Raw genomic sequence first — 15,503 nt, forward strand, 5'->3', positions numbered from 1 at the left:
ACTCGCATAAGTAAGATCGCTTAGGCGCTCTCACTTATGACCAGCACTCCTGTGCTGGTTCTTTCCCTACTGTTGTTCTCAAAATTCCTATTTTGATAACAACGTCGTCGCGTCCCAGCTGGCGCATTTGTGTGAAAATGCTGGCGGGTACGTGACTCGCATAAGTAAGATCGCTTAGGCGCTCTCACTTATGACCAGCACTCCTGTGCTGGTTCTTTCCCTACTGTTGTTATCAAAATTCCTATTTTGATAACAACGTCGTTGCAGCTAGGCCGGCGCATTTGTGTGAAAATGCTTGCCTATCTGCGACTCACACAGAAGAGAGTAACGTCGTCGCGTCTCAGTTGTGGCATTTGTTTGAAAGCAGCATTGATGCTCATCCCCTGCAATATGAGTTAATTCTCACTTCTAGCTTGTTTGGCTCCCCTGGCGATTAGCTGTGCTATGATGCTGCCAAAAGATAATAGAGAAGGGCGATGACAGGCCTGCGACGGTTGTTATTACATATTACTGTGCTTTTAAGTTTGCTTTCGCTTACGCCGGTTTGGGCGTCTGAGCAGCAAAGCCTAGAGGTGATCTATGTTGATATGCCCCCTTTGACCTACTTAAATAGTTCCGGTGAGGCGGATGGTTTACTGCTTCGCAAAACTTCTGCTTTACTTAATGAGTTAGATCACCCCCATCATTTTCGGCGAGTCAGCCTAGAGGAATTGGCCACATTGAGTGCTGAGGCTAGTTTAGGCTTGGTGCATTTGATCGGCGCATTTCCGGTTCCTAAGAAGAGTGTTAGCTTCGGTTCACGGCCCTTAAGTTATCTACGGTTACATGCTTATTTTAGCGATGCTAAAAACATTCGTGCGAGATCAGATCTTCGGGGCAAAGAAGTTATCCTTTTGAAAGGCTTTAGCTACGGGTATTTACGGGACTATTTAAATATTCCCGAAAATCGTGTACGTATTCTTTTTGCGGACAGTCACCAGGAAGCTTTGGCGCTTCTACAAGAGAAACCTGGCCGTTACCTTCTGAACTATGAACGCCCATTCGAGGCTGCTGTCGGGCAGGGTACGGTGCAGGCATTCAAACACTATTCCCTGTCAGAAATCCCTATCTATTGGGCAGCTGGAGAAGGTTCTGCAGCCTTATTGCCAAAGCTGGAGGCTCTCTTGCCCTAAAACCAGCTCAAACATCATGGATCACTCTGTGAGGGTTTATCCCTTGGGATTTAGCTTGGCTAGAGCCGCTATTGGAAAAAGGGTACAATGCAGCAGAATCTATGCAAAGACAGGTATAAACCTGCGGCAATTTTTTAGGGTGACAATATGAATTATGACCAGTGGGTCGTCAGTGAAGACGGCCGCTCGGCCAGCCATGTCTGTGGCTGGAGTATACGAATTGAAGGCAACCCCGCCAATCCATCTGAGGTATGTCCTAGCTCAGCACCAAAAGATTTGGATGCTTTAGAGCAGGCGCGACTATTGCGACATGGCCTTGATGCCATCGCAAAAGCGGCCAAACAAGGTGTAAAGCCCAGTTCAGCGGCGGTAGCCGCCAAAAAGGCTGCAGAGCAGTATGCTAGCGATCCAAACCGCCAGCGTAAACCAAAGCTGTCCCTTAAAAAGAAAAGCTAATCAATGTTTAACTGGCCGGCCAACTGCATCTGAGTTTTGTGGTTGTCCATCAGTTTTAGCAAATTGTCAAAGCGCTCACTGACAGCGGTGAGGGAGTCATAGCCTTCATCGCTGACATAAGTCGCACCATTCACCAAAGCCGCCAAAATAGTGTTCACCTTGTCTATCGCGCTAAAGATATCTTTGGTTGTTTTGTCGTTGCGAAACACTCGATATCGGCTAACTTGCTGAAGATAGTCGTCGCACTCTTTTAACCACTCTTTGCGTTGTACAAGAAACTTTCTGGTGTTGTACATACCACCGCGATGAAGATCCGATAATTGATTTTCACGGTAGCGTTGTAATGACTTTGCTGCAGTTGTCAAAAACTGGCCGCTTACGTCTCGACAATATCGTTTGTTGAGATAAGAGGGGTATTTAATCTTTAAGCGTTCTTCGGCCTGTGCTCGCTTACAGCTTTCATCGCAAGCATAGGCTAGGGGGCTGCCTAAATTTAATAGCATAAACATCAGTGCGCATGTGATGCGCAAACTGTTAGCCTTCAACATTGTGTTGGCCTTTTTATTATTTTCTTTTAATTATCGTCGGTAGGCTTATAACAACACCATACCCAGGGTTAATGAAGATTATTCCCCGTAGGACTTTCCGTAGATATTGGTTTGTAAAGACTTTTAAGGTGCCCGTCAAGGGTTGGGGCGACGGCAGAATGATTATGGCGAAAAAAAGTGATATTGATCACATTTTGGCTTTTTCGCCACTCATCAATTGCGATTTTACCCTTAAATTGGATCTGCACGGCGACCGCCAAACCAATCGAGTAAGCTTGGGGTCAAGCGAGCGAGCTCAGCGCTCAGCAAAGAAAAATCAGCGTCGAAGCGAGCTATTGGATCGGCGTCACCGGCCTCTTCACCCTCAGTGATAAGCTTGTCTGAGAACTTTAAGCGTTTTAGGCTTAAATCATCACCCAGTACCAGCTGAATGCAGTCTTGCCAGTTTAATGATAGTTTCACGACCTGCTTGCCGGCATCCAGGTGCTGGCTTATCTCTTCACTGAGTAGATCTTGATTCTTGCAGCGGATAATGCTGCCTTCTTCACCGAATTCTCGAAGTTCGCATTCATTACCTAAGACGATATCTTCAGGCACGTCTTCAGCGCGTAACCACTGGCTCATGACAACGGCAGGGGATTCTTGTACCTGGGGTAGCATTAGCGGCAAGCTGCCGACGGTTTCTCGCAGCAAGTTAATAAGAGCTTCAGCTTTGCTGTGGCTACTGGCGTCGACGTAGAGCCAATTATTACGGGTATCAATGTAAGCGAATGTACGCTGTGATTTGGTAAAGGCTTGCGGCAAGCAGTCGTGAACAATATCGTCTTTAAGAGTTTGCTGTTCCTTGCGATAAACCTTACGATCTTCACGCGCTTCAATCAGTTGTACTTTTTCTTGTAGTTTGTCCTTGATTACCGCAGCTGGAAGAATCTTTTCTTCTTTGCGAGCGCATATCATAAAGCAGCCGTTCCCCCAATGTTGTAGCTGCTCATGATCTTGACCAAGAGGTGATACCCAGCCATATTTACTGGGCTCTCGTTTTCCACAAGGGCTAAACTTCAGCTTCTCAAGCTGTTCAGCTAGATTGTCTTCATCCCAGTGCAGATCGTCACTGAGGCGATAAAATAGACAGTTTTTAAACCACATAAGAATTTCCAAACTAGAGGGGCCGCCTCTCACGCGAGGCAAAAAAGCGCGTCATTATGGCGGAAAAGCAAACCATAAACCAGCTGCGTGGTGGTGCCTAGCTGGCCTATATCTGGGGGTGCTTATTGAGCTATGTTGCTAAAATATTTAGCCATTTAAAAAAGACCCATAGCTTGCAAGGGAGATAATTTGCTAAATGCTGTGCTGGCAATCAGCCCAAACATAAGCACGGCACAAACCGCTGCAAAGGCTCTCAGTGCGAAAGGAAAATGAGCTTTTAAAGCAACAACGCCGAAGCCGATATAGAGAAACAGCATAAACACTTTACTTAACAGCCATGGCTGACTATGAGGTGAAAGCTGCAGCACAATGGTTAAGCCGATAGCGCTTAAAAGCAAAAAGGTATCAACAATGTGTGGGCTAATCTTGACCCAGCGCTTTTGTAGCATATCTGACCCTTGTAGCGACCAGAAAGCGCGTAACATAAAGCCCAAGATACTGATTAAGGCTAAAGTCATGTGTAGATGTTTCAACATCGGGTAAAGGCTGCTCACAGTTTGTCCTTTTTGTTTTTAGGTATTGTTATCAACTCTTAAGTGCAGTGTATCGTATTTGGCTTAGGACGCTAGAGCTTTCTGGACAATGAATAGCTCTTGTTCGGCAAGTGGCAACTGCAGTGCGGCGGCTTGACCAGGTTCAGACATTTTTCGCCAAGTTTTTTGCACAATACTGATGATCTTCTCTTCGCTGTGGGATTTGGCAAAATCAGCAAAGTAGTACTCGAGGAAGACAAGGCAGGCTACATCTTCCAAGCATTGGCTGTCTGGGTTTTTCTTCAGCTGCTGTTTGCGCAATATGACCTTGGCTTGCTCGATATCCTGTTCACCGTAGCCACAGCTTGCCATGATTTCTCCGCACAATTCGGCGTGATGCTTAGCGAGCTCTTGGCGCCAACGTAAGTAGCCCGGTCTATCCATTGGGTATTCGCTGCGAGCAATATGCCAGCGTTGAATGTGTTGTGCCCGAACGGCAATTTGTAAAACCTCTGAGGCATCGGGCTTAAACATTGCTAAGGCGGTGCTCATTCGTTGACCATAAAGCAGGCAGGAGGGCAGGCTGTTGCCGTTTTTATCGCGCTCTTGCTTTGGGTCTTGGCTGTTTACCTCATCAATGCGAGCAAGACAGGCAGCTAGAGACATTACTGTAGCTCCATCGCTTCAAGTAAGCATTGTTGCAGTTTGGCAAACTGCGCTTTGGCTGTTTTTTTGTCGTCTTCTAGTTTGGCATTGGCGGCCGCTTCTTTTGTGGCGGCGCGTTGCAGCTGTCTAAGTTGTTGGCGATCGCCATGGTAAAACTCAGCAAGGAACTCTTCGACAATACCCGGGCCTTCTTGGCAGATGCGTTCGGCCCAGTCGATGGACTGCTGACGATAAAGTTGATGGCGTTGCCCTTGAGTGCGAATCTTTTCGATGGCCTGGTGGATGGGCTCCATATCCGTATTACGCAGTAACTTGCCAATAAACTGGATCTGTCTGCGCTTTGCTTCTCGGCTCTTTAAGCGACGGGCCAGTACGATGGCTTCGCTTAGCTCTTGATTCAGGGGGATATTGGCAAGCTGATTTTTACTCATTTCCACCAGCTGCTCACCCATCTCTTGGAACTCTTGGGTTTCGCGCTTAATTTGGCTGCGACTGATAAACTCGACTTCTTCTTCGTCCGAGTAGCTGTCGAAATCTTCTTTACTCATGTTCTAGCTTCTGTGATCTGCTGCTTTAAGGCTGAAAGCTCTTAAGCATAAAAATAGGTGGCCAAGCCTAGGAAGGCAAAAAAGCCAACCACATCGGTAACTGTGGTTAGGGCTACGCTGCCCGCTAAGGCTGGGTCAATCTTCATAGCCCGCAATAATACGGGTAATAGGGCGCCCATGGTAGCGGCCGTGAGTAGATTTATCACCATGGCGGCCGCAATGATGATGGCAAGATTGATATCTTGGAACCAGTAGGCCGCAATACCGCCCATGACCAAAGCCCAGAGGAAGCCGTTAATAAGGCCTACAGTAGCTTCTTTCGATAATAGATAGCCAAGATTGTGTCGGCCGACTTGGCTAAGCGCCATACCGCGAATTACAACGGTTAGGGTCTGGCTGCCGGCGACGCCCCCCATGCTGGCGACAATGGGCATAAGTACGGCCAGTGCGACGACTTTATCAATGGTATCTTGGAAGATACTGATAACTGCAGAGGCAGTAATGGCGGTAAGTAGGTTAACGCCGAGCCATATAGCGCGTCTTGGGGTAGTGCGCATTACTGGCGCGAAGGTATCCTCTTCCTCGTCCAGGCCGGCCATGCTCATTAAAGAGTGGTCAGCGTCTTCACGAATCACATCAACCACATCATCAATGGTGATACGACCGGCGACCTTGCCGTCTTCGTCGATAACAGGCGCTGAAACCCAGTCGTTACGTTCAAATAGATTGGCAACTTCGGTATCTGAGAGATTGGCATCAATGGCTTCAACATCGGTGCTCATTACTTCTCGAACGGTAATGCTTGGGTCAGTGGTGAGAAGCTTCGAGAGTGGCAACAAGCCAAGGAACTCGTCCTTGCGATTTACTACAATCAAGCTGTCAGTGGAGGCAGGTAGCTCTTCATGGCGGCGCAGATAACGTAAAACCACATCTAGAGTAAAGCGCGGGCGTACTGTGATGGTATCGGTGTCCATCATGCCGCCAGCGGTGTCCTCATCATAGCTGAGGACGGTTTCAACACGCTGGCGATCCTGTTCGCCCATGGCCTTTAGGACTTCTTTGATCACCCGATCCGGCAGTTGCTGCAATATATCCGCAATGTCATCAGTATCCATGCCTTCGGTGATATGGGCGACCTCTTGGGCGTCCATGCGGCGCAGGAACTGTGCCTGAATATCGTCAGGTAGCTCTTGTAAGATATCACCTTCTTTTTCTTTATCGACTAAACGCCAAAGAGCACGCCGGGAAGCAGGTGGGGATGATTCTAATAAGTGGGCGATTTCTACAGGCGACAAACCATTAAGCATGCGCTTAACCTGTTTGAAGGTACCGCTATCCAAAGCCTCGAAGAGCTCACCTAGCTGGGTCTGGGTTTGGATATGGAGTTCGTCTGAATTTGCCTGCATTTCGTTCTCCGCCGTCACTTGGGCCAAGAGTGGCCGGGGCAGTTATCTGCCTGTGAGAATTCAAACTATTTTAACGCAGAAAAACCGATTGAGCATCAAGCACTTAGCATGGCTTTCTAAATGACTATCCTAAATGGCTAAGCTACCCGCTAGGCTTAGCCATTTGATTCATTGTTATTTGCGTAGCTCACGATGACGCAGTTGCACATTGTTAAACGTAGCCTCTATGCGCTGATGAAGCTGCTCAGCGATGAAGACCGAGCGGTGCTGGCCACCGGTGCAGCCAATGCCGATGGTCATATAGCTGCGATTATCATCGGCAAATTTTGGTAACCAGCGCTGTAGGTAGCTTTCTATATCGTCCAGCATATCGCGCACATCTTCATGGCCGGATAAAAATTCAGCAACGGCTTCATCTTGTCCTGTTAGTGCACGCAGGCTTTGATTCCAGTGGGGGTTGGGCAGGCAGCGAACATCAAATACCAAATCGCAGTCATTGGCTGGGCCATGTTTGAAACCAAAAGATTGCAGTAGAACCGCCATGCCGGGTGACTCTCGACCAGCAACCCGCTTCTTCACTAGATCCCTAAGTTGATGCAGTGATAGGTGGCTTGAATCGATGGTTAGGTCCGCTATTGACGCAATAGGAGCGAGAAGCTCGCTCTCTTGATCGATAGCCGCACGTAGATCAGTTTGGTCGTCAGTTAAAGGGTGTTTGCGACGGGTTTCGCTAAAGCGCTTTAGCAGCGTGCCCTCATCGGCATCAAAATAGAGTAGCTCGCAATCCAAACCCTGCTGGCGCAGTGCGACTACGAAGTCGGGAAATTCCTGCAGATCATCTTGATCATTACGAGCGTCAATACTAACAGCATAAGAGTTTTCGTCTTTCTCTCCATGACTGCGAACTTGGCGAATTAAGGTGGGTAATAGGCTGGCAGGTAAATTATCAATACAAGTAAAGCCTATGTCTTCGAGGACATTGAGGGCGGTACTTTTACCTGAGCCAGAACGACCACTAATGATGAGCAGGCGCATACAATTCTCTATTGCTAATAGTTGAGGACTGCTTAAGGCAGTATCTTTATAGCAACTATAGCTGAATTGAGTGTCTGCTGTATGAAGTTTTTAAGATTTTTTAGACACTCCTCAGTCACGAGGAGTGTCTAGGCTTTAAATTAGCGGTGCGCGCGAATCTTTTCTTTATGCTTGATCAATTGGCGATCAAGTTTGTCTGAAAGTTGGTCAATCGCGGTATACATATCTTCGTGGGAGGCATCGGCAAATAGGTCTTTTCCGCTCACATGAATTGTGGCTTCAGCTTTTTGAGTCAATTTGTCGACAGAGAGGATGACGTTGGTGCTGGTTATTCGGTCGTGGTGCCTGCTTAGTTTCTCCAGCTTGTTATTGACATAATCATGCATGGCCTCAGTTACATCTACATGGTGGCCGCTGATAGTGATTTGCATAGGCAGATCCTCGTGTCGTTGCGTGGATGTCGGTTATTCCGACGTTTAAAACAAACTCACTTTTCAAGTAAGGTCGCAAAAACTTTTAATTCAGTCTAGCAAGTTAGACAACAAAGGTCTTGCAGATTATCCCTAAACTTGATGCGAATCAGTAAAAAATCCCAAATTTTTTAAACCAAACGTTTACGTTCGTTTGAGGGTGGGATGTTTAAAGATTCACGATATTTTGCAATAGTTCTACGTGCGACTTTAATTCCTTGCTCTTCAAGTAATTGAGTAATTTTATTATCACTTAATGGCTTTTTAGGGTTTTCCGCTGCCACTAGTTTTTTAATGATGGCTCTAATAGCAGTGGATGAACATTCGCCGCCAGAACTTGTTGCGACATGGCTAGAGAAAAAATACTTTAACTCAAAAATACCCTGCGGGGTATGCATAAACTTTTGTGTGGTTACCCGAGAAATCGTTGACTCGTGCATATCGACTTCGTCAGCAATATCGTGCAGGATCATCGGCTTCATTGCCTCCGGTCCATAATCAAGAAAGCCTTGTTGTTTCTCGACAATGCAGCTGGCAACTTTCAGCAAAGTTTCGTTGCGACTTTGTAAACTTTTCAAAAACCAACGAGCTTCTTGTAGGTTGTCGCGTAAAAAAGTGTTTTCGCTGCTACTGTCAGCACGCTTAATTAATGAGGCGTAGTCATTATTAATTCGAATTTTTGGTGCGATCTCTGGATTGAGTTGAACCATCCAGCGACCTTCGTTTTTGCTCACAAAAACATCGGGTACCACATATTCCGCCGTGCTTTCGCTGATGCTGTCACCTGGACTTGGGTTTAGCGATTGAATAATTTCGATAACACTTTTTAGCTCAGCTTCTTTTAGCTTAGCCTTCTTCATGATGGTTTTGTAATCGCGATTGCCTAAAAGGGCAATGTGTTCACCGACAACTGTTTTCGCGGCAGCTAAATGAGGTAGGTCGGCGGGAAGCTGGCGCAGTTGAATGAGTAAGCAGTCGGCAAGGTTTTCGCCAGCAACACCTGGCGGATCAAATTGCTGGACGCGGTGCAACACTGCCATAACCTCATCGATCTCCAGCTCGTTCTCCAAACCGGTTGCGGGCTCGTTGAGTTGATCGCCGAGGCCTTGGAAGATCTCTTCGGCGCTGCTGTCCAGTAAGCCATTCGGTTGCACGGCATCAATAATTGCCATGGCGATAACGCGATCGCGATCTTCCATTGGGGTTAGGTTTAGCTGCCAAAGCAGATGGTCCTGCAGGCTTTCCCCAACGCTGCGGCGAGATTCAAAATCGCTGTCATCGTCAGGGGCGGGGGCGCTACTTGCTGGAGAACTGCTTTGATACACCGCGTCCCAGTCGGTGTCGACGGGAAGATCTTGCGGGATGGATTCGCTCCACTCGCCGTCTGCATCGGCTTCAGAGGTGGCGGCTTCGGTATTGCTATTAACGGCGAGGTCTTCTGGGCCTTGGCTTAAGCCTTCGTTTTGAACGCTCTCGTTATTTTGATTGCTTGTTTCATTTGGGTTTTCACTGTCGCTTTGCTCTTGGTTGCCGCTATCAGCTTCACCTTCGTTAACCTCAAGCATAGGGTTAGACTCCAAGGCTTCCTGGATCTCTTGCTGTAGGTCGAGCGTAGAAAGCTGTAACAAGCGAATGGCTTGTTGCAGCTGCGGAGTCATGGTGAGCTGCTGGCCGAGCTTAAGTTGTAGCGACTGCTTCATCGAAACTTCTAGAGTCCTTAGCTCAAAGAGCAATATGGCCGGCGCCGAGCTTTCGGCAGTTGGCCGGTAAGGCGAATACACTCAGGCTATCGAACCTTGAATATTTTTACAAGCAAAATATATGCCGTTTTAGTCGTTTTTGATTATAAAACAATCGGGCTTAATAAGGAGACTTGATAACTCAAGTTTGAAGTGGCTCAAGGAGCTGTGATGATTGACTGAAGGTCGGGTGGCTTTACAAGCAGTTGCTTTTAAAGCGCTTGTTTTTAAAACACTGGCACCAAACGATCTGTCTACATTAGAGTTTAGTTAATGGCGCCAAGATTTCAAGGCTTTCTTTGGTCTAATTCAAGTCGCCCATTGTTGGGCTGGCGTCATAAGTTAGAGTGTGAACTGCTCGCCCAGGTACACTTTACGCACCTTGGCATTATCGAGAACTTCGCTGGGGCTACCTGAGGCGATAATACTACCTTGGTTTACAATGTAAGCGGTTTCACAGATATCCAGGGTTTCGCGAACGTTGTGGTCCGTGATTAGAACGCCGATGCCACGGTTTTTAAGATGGCTGATAATGCTTTTGATATCGCTGACCGAAATAGGATCGACGCCTGCAAAAGGCTCATCGAGCAAAATAAAATCTGGTTCCGTGGCCAGGGCGCGAGCAATCTCAACACGGCGCCTTTCGCCCCCAGACAGTGCCATACCAAGGCTGTCGTGAATGTGGGTGATATTGAATTCTTGCAGCAAGCCTTCAAGCTTTTCTAACTGCTGCTCGCGGTTTAAGTCTTTGCGCGTTTCAAGGATAGCCCAGATATTCTCTGTGACTGTTAGCTTGCGAAAAACAGAAGCTTCTTGAGGTAAGTAGCCAATGCCCGCTTTGGCGCGCTTATCAATAGGCAGCATGGTTAGGTCGCGTTGATCGATGCTGACCTTGCCTTTATCGGCGTTTACCAAGCCGGCAATCATGTAAAAGCAGGTGGTTTTACCGGCGCCGTTAGGTCCAAGCAGGCCGACAATCTGGCCGCTTTCAACGCTTAAGGATACATCGCGCACGACCGCGCGCCCTTTATAACTCTTGGCCAGGTTGGCCGCAGATAATACAGGCATGGTTTAACTTATTTATCTTCGCGATTAAGTTGTTTGGCAGGAATGACCACTTGAATTCGGCTATTGGCTTTTTCACCTTTGTCGCCCTGACCGGTAGCCGTGGCCATTGAAGCGCGTACATCGTAGTCGATTCTGTGGCCTTTTACGGTGGCGCCATCTTGCAGCAAGTAGGCATTATCCAGTAGGTGCAAAGTCTCTTTGCCAACGAGGTATTCGATGGTATCCGCTTTGGCGATAACCAAGTCCTTCTCGGAATTGGGTTTTTGCTGATACTGGGCTTGGCCTTTGTTGCCTTTGGCGACAATACGACTGACTTTCTTTTCCTGATTAAAGATGGTCACCTGGTCGGCAAGAATTTTCATGCTGCCCTGGTTGATAATCACATTTCCTTTGTAAATCGTAACGCCAGTGCTCTTATCTATCTCAGCCTTGTCTGCGTCCACGTAGATAGGTTGGCGGGCGTCTTCTGGAAGGGCCATGGCGCCAAAGGCAAAGCCCATGCCCAGGGAGGCAGCTAGCAGTATTTTGCTGAGCTTACTGTTTAAATTCATGTACACCTCTTACGCGCTGTTTAAGGCGTAATGATTCTTTATTGAGATCGGCTTCTAGGCCGATGGCTTTGATGTTGTGGCCGCTGCTGCTGATGATAACAGCTTTGTCCGTTTCCACGTAATTGCGCTTTGTATGTATGACGAGCTCATCGGTGTTTAGTTCATTTCGCTCACCTGGCGAAACCGCCTGCCACGCATGCACATCCGATTTAAGGTGAATCTTGCTGCCATCAGCATTGGCACGCCCCGATGCGGCACTGATATGCCAAGGTTTGCCATTAGCCGTATAAAGGGTGATGTCAGGCTCACTGATATCGGCGTGATCACTTTCTTGTTGGCGTCCTGGAATGGCTTGATAGTGAACTACCTTGGCGGCTTTTACCTCATAGTTTAAGCGGCCATCTTTATCAAAGTACTGGCTATGACTGTCGATCATATAGGCCGCAGGGAATTCGGCCTTAGGTTTTGCTTTCTCGCCAGTTAGCAGGGCGGGGGGTGACTCCCAGAAAACCAGGAATAACACCGTCAAGGCGATCAATAATAGCAGCGATATCCAATGCTTAGGCATGTTTGAGCGACCGCTTTTTAAAGGTAGGGGGCTAAGGCGGCGTCAAAACTACCTTGGCACTTCATAATAAAATCACATGCTTCTCGAACTGCACCTTCACCGCCGCGGCGCTCACTTTGCCAGATAGCGTGTTCTGCTACTACAGGGTGAGCATTGGCAGGTGCCATGCCGAGCCCAACACGACGGATCAGAGGTAGATCTGGGTAATCATCACCCATATAGGCAATCTCGGAAAAATCGAGATCTAACTTGTGTTCACTGAGAAGCTCATTGAGGGCGACCAGTTTATCTTCACGGCCTTGCTTGAGAATCTTGATGCCAAGGTTGTTGGCTCGGTTTTGAACAAGTTGGCTGCTGCGTCCCGTAATAATTCCTACTTTTACACCGGATGCTTGCAGCATTTTGATGCCTTGGCCGTCTAGGGTGCTAAAGGATTTAAACTCGCTGCCATCATTGCCAAAATACAGGCGACCGTCGCTTAATACACCATCAACATCCAGCATTAGCAATTTGATGGTTTTGGCGGCATCGTTAGCCGGTAGATTTTGGGACATGCTTGTTATCCTTAGCGTAAATATTTTAACTTTGGCTTCGAGGGTTTAGACCAAGCCAGCCTTTAAAAGGTCGTGCATATGCAATAAGCCGACAGGCTGCTGCTTCTCATCTTCAACGACTAAGGCGGTAATCTTCTTTTCATCCATCAGGCCTAGTGCCTCGGCGGCTAAGCGATTTTGATTGATGGTTAATGGCTTGGCCGTCATAACGTCGAGCATAGTGGCGGTATTGAAATCTATACCTTGATCGAGGCTGCGGCGTAAATCACCATCGGTGAAGACGCCTAGTAATTCTTGACCGTCCATCACGGTGGTCATACCAAAGCCTTTGGCGGTCATTTCCATCAGCGCTGTGCTGATTAGGGCATCTTTGTCGACCTTTGGCAGTTCTTTACCGCTATGCATTAGGTCTTCGGCTTTAAGTAAAAGTTTGCGGCCTAAAGCCCCGCCTGGATGGGAAAAGGCAAAATCATTGGCGGTAAATCCGCGTGCTTCCAGCAAGGCTACTGCCAAAGCATCACCCATGGCTAAAGTGGCCGTGGTGCTGCAGGTAGGCGCTAGGTTCAAAGGGCAGGCTTCTTGCTCAATACTGATGTCTAGATGAGCATGAGCTGCTTTCGCTAATGGCGATTGCTTTTGGCCAGTCATGCTGATCAGCAGGTTACCCATGCGTTTTAATAGAGGCAATAAAGTGATCACTTCAGCAGATGAGCCAGAGTTTGAAATAGCGATGACCACATCATTCTTGGTGATCATACCTAGGTCGCCATGGCTAGCTTCGCCAGGGTGTACAAAGAATGCTGGGGTGCCGGTACTGGCGAGGGTGGCGGCTATTTTCCCACCGATGTGACCTGATTTCCCCATTCCAGTAACAATAACCCGGTGCTGGCAATTTAGAATCATCTCACAAGCTTTGGCAAACTGATCATCAATACGCTCACTTAAGGCTTGCACGGCTTGTGCTTCAAGATCGATGGTGCGTTTGCCAGCGTTGATTAAAGTGTCAGTCATTCCTATACCTAAGATATTGCTCATACAAAAAGCCATTATAGCGACAAAAGCCGCCGGCTAGGCAGCTCTTTGAGTCTATTGGGTTTTTTCAGTTCCGGGGAGGGTCCCCTTAAAGTGCTCCAGCTGCAAAAAGCCAGTAGTAATAGGCGCCGTATAAAGCCAAGAAAACTGCACCTAAACTGCGACCAATGCGCTTTTTATTATTCGAGCTGCGTTGGCTCCAGGCAATTGCTGCCGCCAGTAATACAGTAATCAAGGCCATGGATACATAATCACGACTAAGAAGGGCTGGGCTGATTTCGATATTGGAGATCAAGGCAGGAGTAGACATCACCGCTAAGATATTGAAAAGGTTTGAGCCGATGATGTTGCCGATTGCGATATCGTGGTGGCCTTTTAGAGCACTCATAATTGAGGCGGCTAACTCCGGCAAGCTAGTGCCTACCGCCAGTAAGGTTAAGCCGATAACCAAAGGGCTAACACCAAAATCTAGGGCGATCTGCTCAGCGCCCCAAACCAGGGTTTTGGAGCTGGCTATCAACAGAGTTAGGCCGACAGCAAACCACAGTGCGGCGGCTTTGTTGCTCAGGTCGGGAATTTCCTCTTCCTCTTCGGCTTTCTCGGCGGCACTCATATCGCTTTGCTGGCGCTTAGACATGATAAAGATGATGGGAATAATCGAGAGTAGCATCACGCTTGCTTCCCAGGTGGCAATATGGAGATCCCAAACCACAAAGCCAGCAAAGGCTGTAACCGCGAGCAAAAACACCATTTCATTGGTAATTAGATGGCGCTGGGTAGGCAGTGGGGCCACTAAAGCGGTAATACCAAGTACTAGACCAATATTGGCTAAGTTGGAGCCTACGGCATTACCTATCGCCATATCACCTATGCCATTTAGAGCGGCATTGATCGCCACCAATATTTCAGGTGCAGAGGTGCCAAAGGAGACGATAGTCAGGCCGATGATCAGCTTGGATATCCCAAGATTACTGGCTGCAGCCGCACTGCCAGCAACAAATCGATCGGCACTCCATACCAAAACAGTAAGGCCGCCGATTACGGCAATCCAAGCAAGTAATAAATCAGGCATTCGGGTCTTTTTCCTTTATCGGCTAGACATAAGTCAATCTGGGCGGATGGTATAGTTCTGCTGTAGCCTCTTCAAGTCGCAAACTGCTGGTTAACAAATAATTGCGCTTATAGACTGTTATTTCGCTCACTTTTACTTCAACTTTAGACGCTGCTTGTTATAAGAGGGAACCTAGGGTTTAGGGAATAGTCATAATGCAGGCGCTATTATGGTTATAATGGCTGCTGCTCTTAATCCTTTGGGTGATGGCAAACATTGGTGATTTTTGGGTAAACCCCAGTAACAGTAAAGGCTTAATATGATGAAACGTGCACTTCAAGTGGTTTGGATTGGCTTATTAGCAATCTGCTCTAGTATTTCTGTTCAGGCAGCTGATAGCCCTGCTCATGACTTGGTGCGTGGCGTGAGTCAACAGGTAGAGACCTTACTGGCTGATTATCGCGCCGGTAAACTTGAGGGTGAAGAGGGGCTTAATAATGGAGTGGCAAAAATATTAGACCCTGTGGTTAGCTTTAAGCGTATTGCTGCTGGTGTTATGGGTAGCCACCGTAAAACCGCCTCTAAAGAACAAAAAGCCGCTTTCTTAGAAAAATTTAAAACTGAGTTGATTCGCACCTATGCTAAAGGCATGGTCGGTCTGGGTGAGTTCACTATCACCGTTATTGATCCTGAAGAAGATGTTACCGGCAAGCGTCGAGTGTCCGTTTTGCAAGATGCGATTACAGCTAAGGGCACAACCCGTATCGCTTATACCATGGCTCAGTCCCGCAAAACCAAGCAATGGAAGCTGATCAATGTAGTATTAGACGGTGTAAATATGGGTAAAACCTTTGCCGGTCAGTTCGATGATGCCATGCAGCGTCATAGTCAAGATTTAGATGCTGTTATCGCTACTTGGGGCGCTGAAGTAGAAAATTCATAGACTTGGTTTAATGTTGA

18 protein-coding genes are annotated in these 15,503 nt (G+C 47.6%); 3 read left to right on the top strand and 15 right to left on the bottom strand.

Annotated features, from left to right (window positions below; all coding sequences use genetic code 11):
• The first annotated feature begins 476 nt into the window (after positions 1 to 476).
• Complete coding sequence (locus Q1A08_RS10590; RefSeq protein ID WP_299772620.1) at positions 477 to 1,172, top strand: hypothetical protein; 696 nt, start codon at positions 477 to 479, stop codon at positions 1,170 to 1,172.
• A 147-nt stretch (positions 1,173 to 1,319) separates the two neighbouring features.
• Positions 1,320 to 1,628 carry a hypothetical protein gene (locus Q1A08_RS10595; RefSeq protein WP_299772622.1) on the top strand — a complete coding sequence of 103 codons (309 nt, stop codon included), beginning with the start codon at positions 1,320 to 1,322 and terminating at the stop codon, positions 1,626 to 1,628.
• Here the strand turns inward: Q1A08_RS10595 and Q1A08_RS10600 are convergent.
• The 15 genes from Q1A08_RS10600 to Q1A08_RS10670 form a co-directional block, all read right to left on the bottom strand.
• Entirely contained in the window at positions 1,625 to 2,176 is a 552-nt protein-coding gene (locus tag Q1A08_RS10600) for a hypothetical protein (protein WP_299772624.1), read from the bottom strand. The genes Q1A08_RS10595 and Q1A08_RS10600 overlap by 4 nt on opposite strands.
• A gap of 231 nt (positions 2,177 to 2,407) precedes the next feature.
• On the bottom strand, positions 2,408 to 3,322 hold the full coding sequence (rdgC, locus tag Q1A08_RS10605; protein ID WP_299772626.1) for a recombination-associated protein RdgC: 915 nt from the start codon (positions 3,320 to 3,322) through the stop codon (positions 2,408 to 2,410).
• Between the two features lie 155 nt (positions 3,323 to 3,477).
• Complete coding sequence (locus Q1A08_RS10610; protein WP_299772628.1) at positions 3,478 to 3,876, bottom strand: SirB2 family protein; 399 nt, start codon at positions 3,874 to 3,876, stop codon at positions 3,478 to 3,480.
• Between the two features lie 63 nt (positions 3,877 to 3,939).
• Complete coding sequence (locus Q1A08_RS10615) at positions 3,940 to 4,521, bottom strand: DUF4202 domain-containing protein (RefSeq protein WP_299772630.1); 582 nt, start codon at positions 4,519 to 4,521, stop codon at positions 3,940 to 3,942.
• A complete protein-coding gene (yjgA, locus tag Q1A08_RS10620) occupies positions 4,521 to 5,069 on the bottom strand; it encodes a ribosome biogenesis factor YjgA (RefSeq protein ID WP_299772632.1) in 549 nt (182 codons plus the stop codon). Before yjgA ends, Q1A08_RS10615 begins: the two co-directional genes overlap by 1 nt.
• Before the next feature lie 41 nt (positions 5,070 to 5,110).
• Positions 5,111 to 6,475 (bottom strand): magnesium transporter, encoded by a 1,365-nt coding sequence (gene mgtE / locus Q1A08_RS10625; RefSeq protein ID WP_299772635.1) that lies wholly within the window; start codon positions 6,473 to 6,475, stop codon positions 5,111 to 5,113.
• Positions 6,476 to 6,649: 174 nt separating this feature from the next.
• Positions 6,650 to 7,510 carry an RNase adapter RapZ gene (gene rapZ, locus Q1A08_RS10630; RefSeq protein ID WP_299772637.1) on the bottom strand — a complete coding sequence of 287 codons (861 nt, stop codon included), beginning with the start codon at positions 7,508 to 7,510 and terminating at the stop codon, positions 6,650 to 6,652.
• 140 nt (positions 7,511 to 7,650) lie between these two features.
• On the bottom strand, positions 7,651 to 7,941 hold the full coding sequence (gene raiA / locus Q1A08_RS10635; RefSeq protein ID WP_299772639.1) for a ribosome-associated translation inhibitor RaiA: 291 nt from the start codon (positions 7,939 to 7,941) through the stop codon (positions 7,651 to 7,653).
• Between the two features lie 170 nt (positions 7,942 to 8,111).
• Entirely contained in the window at positions 8,112 to 9,680 is a 1,569-nt protein-coding gene (locus Q1A08_RS10640) for an RNA polymerase factor sigma-54 (protein ID WP_299772641.1), read from the bottom strand.
• A 381-nt stretch (positions 9,681 to 10,061) separates the two neighbouring features.
• Positions 10,062 to 10,787 (bottom strand): LPS export ABC transporter ATP-binding protein, encoded by a 726-nt coding sequence (gene lptB, locus Q1A08_RS10645; protein ID WP_299772643.1) that lies wholly within the window; start codon positions 10,785 to 10,787, stop codon positions 10,062 to 10,064.
• Positions 10,788 to 10,795: 8 nt separating this feature from the next.
• Positions 10,796 to 11,338, bottom strand: coding sequence for a lipopolysaccharide transport periplasmic protein LptA (gene lptA, locus Q1A08_RS10650; protein WP_299772645.1), 543 nt, complete (start codon positions 11,336 to 11,338; stop codon positions 10,796 to 10,798).
• The gene (gene lptC, locus Q1A08_RS10655) at positions 11,322 to 11,906 is read right to left on the bottom strand and encodes an LPS export ABC transporter periplasmic protein LptC (protein WP_299772647.1); all 585 of its coding nucleotides are present in this window, start codon (positions 11,904 to 11,906) and stop codon (positions 11,322 to 11,324) included. The genes lptA and lptC overlap by 17 nt, the downstream gene beginning before the upstream one ends.
• Before the next feature lie 17 nt (positions 11,907 to 11,923).
• Positions 11,924 to 12,460: an HAD family hydrolase gene (locus Q1A08_RS10660; protein WP_299772649.1), complete on the bottom strand. Its 537-nt coding sequence runs from the start codon at positions 12,458 to 12,460 to the stop codon at positions 11,924 to 11,926.
• Positions 12,461 to 12,505: 45 nt separating this feature from the next.
• Positions 12,506 to 13,495: a KpsF/GutQ family sugar-phosphate isomerase gene (locus Q1A08_RS10665; RefSeq protein WP_299772651.1), complete on the bottom strand. Its 990-nt coding sequence runs from the start codon at positions 13,493 to 13,495 to the stop codon at positions 12,506 to 12,508.
• Positions 13,496 to 13,580: 85 nt separating this feature from the next.
• A complete protein-coding gene (locus Q1A08_RS10670; protein WP_299772653.1) occupies positions 13,581 to 14,564 on the bottom strand; it encodes a calcium/sodium antiporter in 984 nt (327 codons plus the stop codon).
• Between the two features lie 298 nt (positions 14,565 to 14,862).
• Between Q1A08_RS10670 and Q1A08_RS10675 the strand changes: the two genes are divergently transcribed.
• Positions 14,863 to 15,486 carry an ABC transporter substrate-binding protein gene (locus tag Q1A08_RS10675; RefSeq protein ID WP_299772655.1) on the top strand — a complete coding sequence of 208 codons (624 nt, stop codon included), beginning with the start codon at positions 14,863 to 14,865 and terminating at the stop codon, positions 15,484 to 15,486.
• Positions 15,487 to 15,503 lie beyond the last annotated feature (17 nt).

Origin of the sequence: uncultured Pseudoteredinibacter sp., assembly GCF_947500695.1 — a bacterium.
Lineage (GTDB): Bacteria > Pseudomonadota > Gammaproteobacteria > Pseudomonadales > Cellvibrionaceae > Pseudoteredinibacter.

Excerpts from the sequence above, each read along its gene's own strand:
- Q1A08_RS10660 (WP_299772649.1), bottom strand. The coding sequence starts at position 12,460 with ATGTCCCAAAATCTACCGGCTAACGATGCCGCCAAAACCATCAAATTG.
- mgtE (WP_299772635.1), bottom strand. The coding sequence starts at position 6,475 with ATGCAGGCAAATTCAGACGAACTCCATATCCAAACCCAGACCCAGCTA.
- Q1A08_RS10595 (WP_299772622.1), top strand. The coding sequence starts at position 1,320 with ATGAATTATGACCAGTGGGTCGTCAGTGAAGACGGCCGCTCGGCCAGC.
- lptB (WP_299772643.1), bottom strand. The coding sequence starts at position 10,787 with ATGCCTGTATTATCTGCGGCCAACCTGGCCAAGAGTTATAAAGGGCGC.
- Q1A08_RS10600 (WP_299772624.1), bottom strand. The coding sequence starts at position 2,176 with ATGTTGAAGGCTAACAGTTTGCGCATCACATGCGCACTGATGTTTATG.
- rapZ (WP_299772637.1), bottom strand. The coding sequence starts at position 7,510 with ATGCGCCTGCTCATCATTAGTGGTCGTTCTGGCTCAGGTAAAAGTACC.
- rdgC (WP_299772626.1), bottom strand. The coding sequence starts at position 3,322 with ATGTGGTTTAAAAACTGTCTATTTTATCGCCTCAGTGACGATCTGCAC.
- Q1A08_RS10665 (WP_299772651.1), bottom strand. The coding sequence starts at position 13,495 with ATGAGCAATATCTTAGGTATAGGAATGACTGACACTTTAATCAACGCT.
- lptA (WP_299772645.1), bottom strand. The coding sequence starts at position 11,338 with ATGAATTTAAACAGTAAGCTCAGCAAAATACTGCTAGCTGCCTCCCTG.
- lptC (WP_299772647.1), bottom strand. The coding sequence starts at position 11,906 with ATGCCTAAGCATTGGATATCGCTGCTATTATTGATCGCCTTGACGGTG.
- Q1A08_RS10590 (WP_299772620.1), top strand. The coding sequence starts at position 477 with ATGACAGGCCTGCGACGGTTGTTATTACATATTACTGTGCTTTTAAGT.
- yjgA (WP_299772632.1), bottom strand. The coding sequence starts at position 5,069 with ATGAGTAAAGAAGATTTCGACAGCTACTCGGACGAAGAAGAAGTCGAG.
- Q1A08_RS10675 (WP_299772655.1), top strand. The coding sequence starts at position 14,863 with ATGATGAAACGTGCACTTCAAGTGGTTTGGATTGGCTTATTAGCAATC.
- Q1A08_RS10670 (WP_299772653.1), bottom strand. The coding sequence starts at position 14,564 with ATGCCTGATTTATTACTTGCTTGGATTGCCGTAATCGGCGGCCTTACT.
- Q1A08_RS10615 (WP_299772630.1), bottom strand. The coding sequence starts at position 4,521 with ATGTCTCTAGCTGCCTGTCTTGCTCGCATTGATGAGGTAAACAGCCAA.
- raiA (WP_299772639.1), bottom strand. The coding sequence starts at position 7,941 with ATGCAAATCACTATCAGCGGCCACCATGTAGATGTAACTGAGGCCATG.
- Q1A08_RS10640 (WP_299772641.1), bottom strand. The coding sequence starts at position 9,680 with ATGAAGCAGTCGCTACAACTTAAGCTCGGCCAGCAGCTCACCATGACT.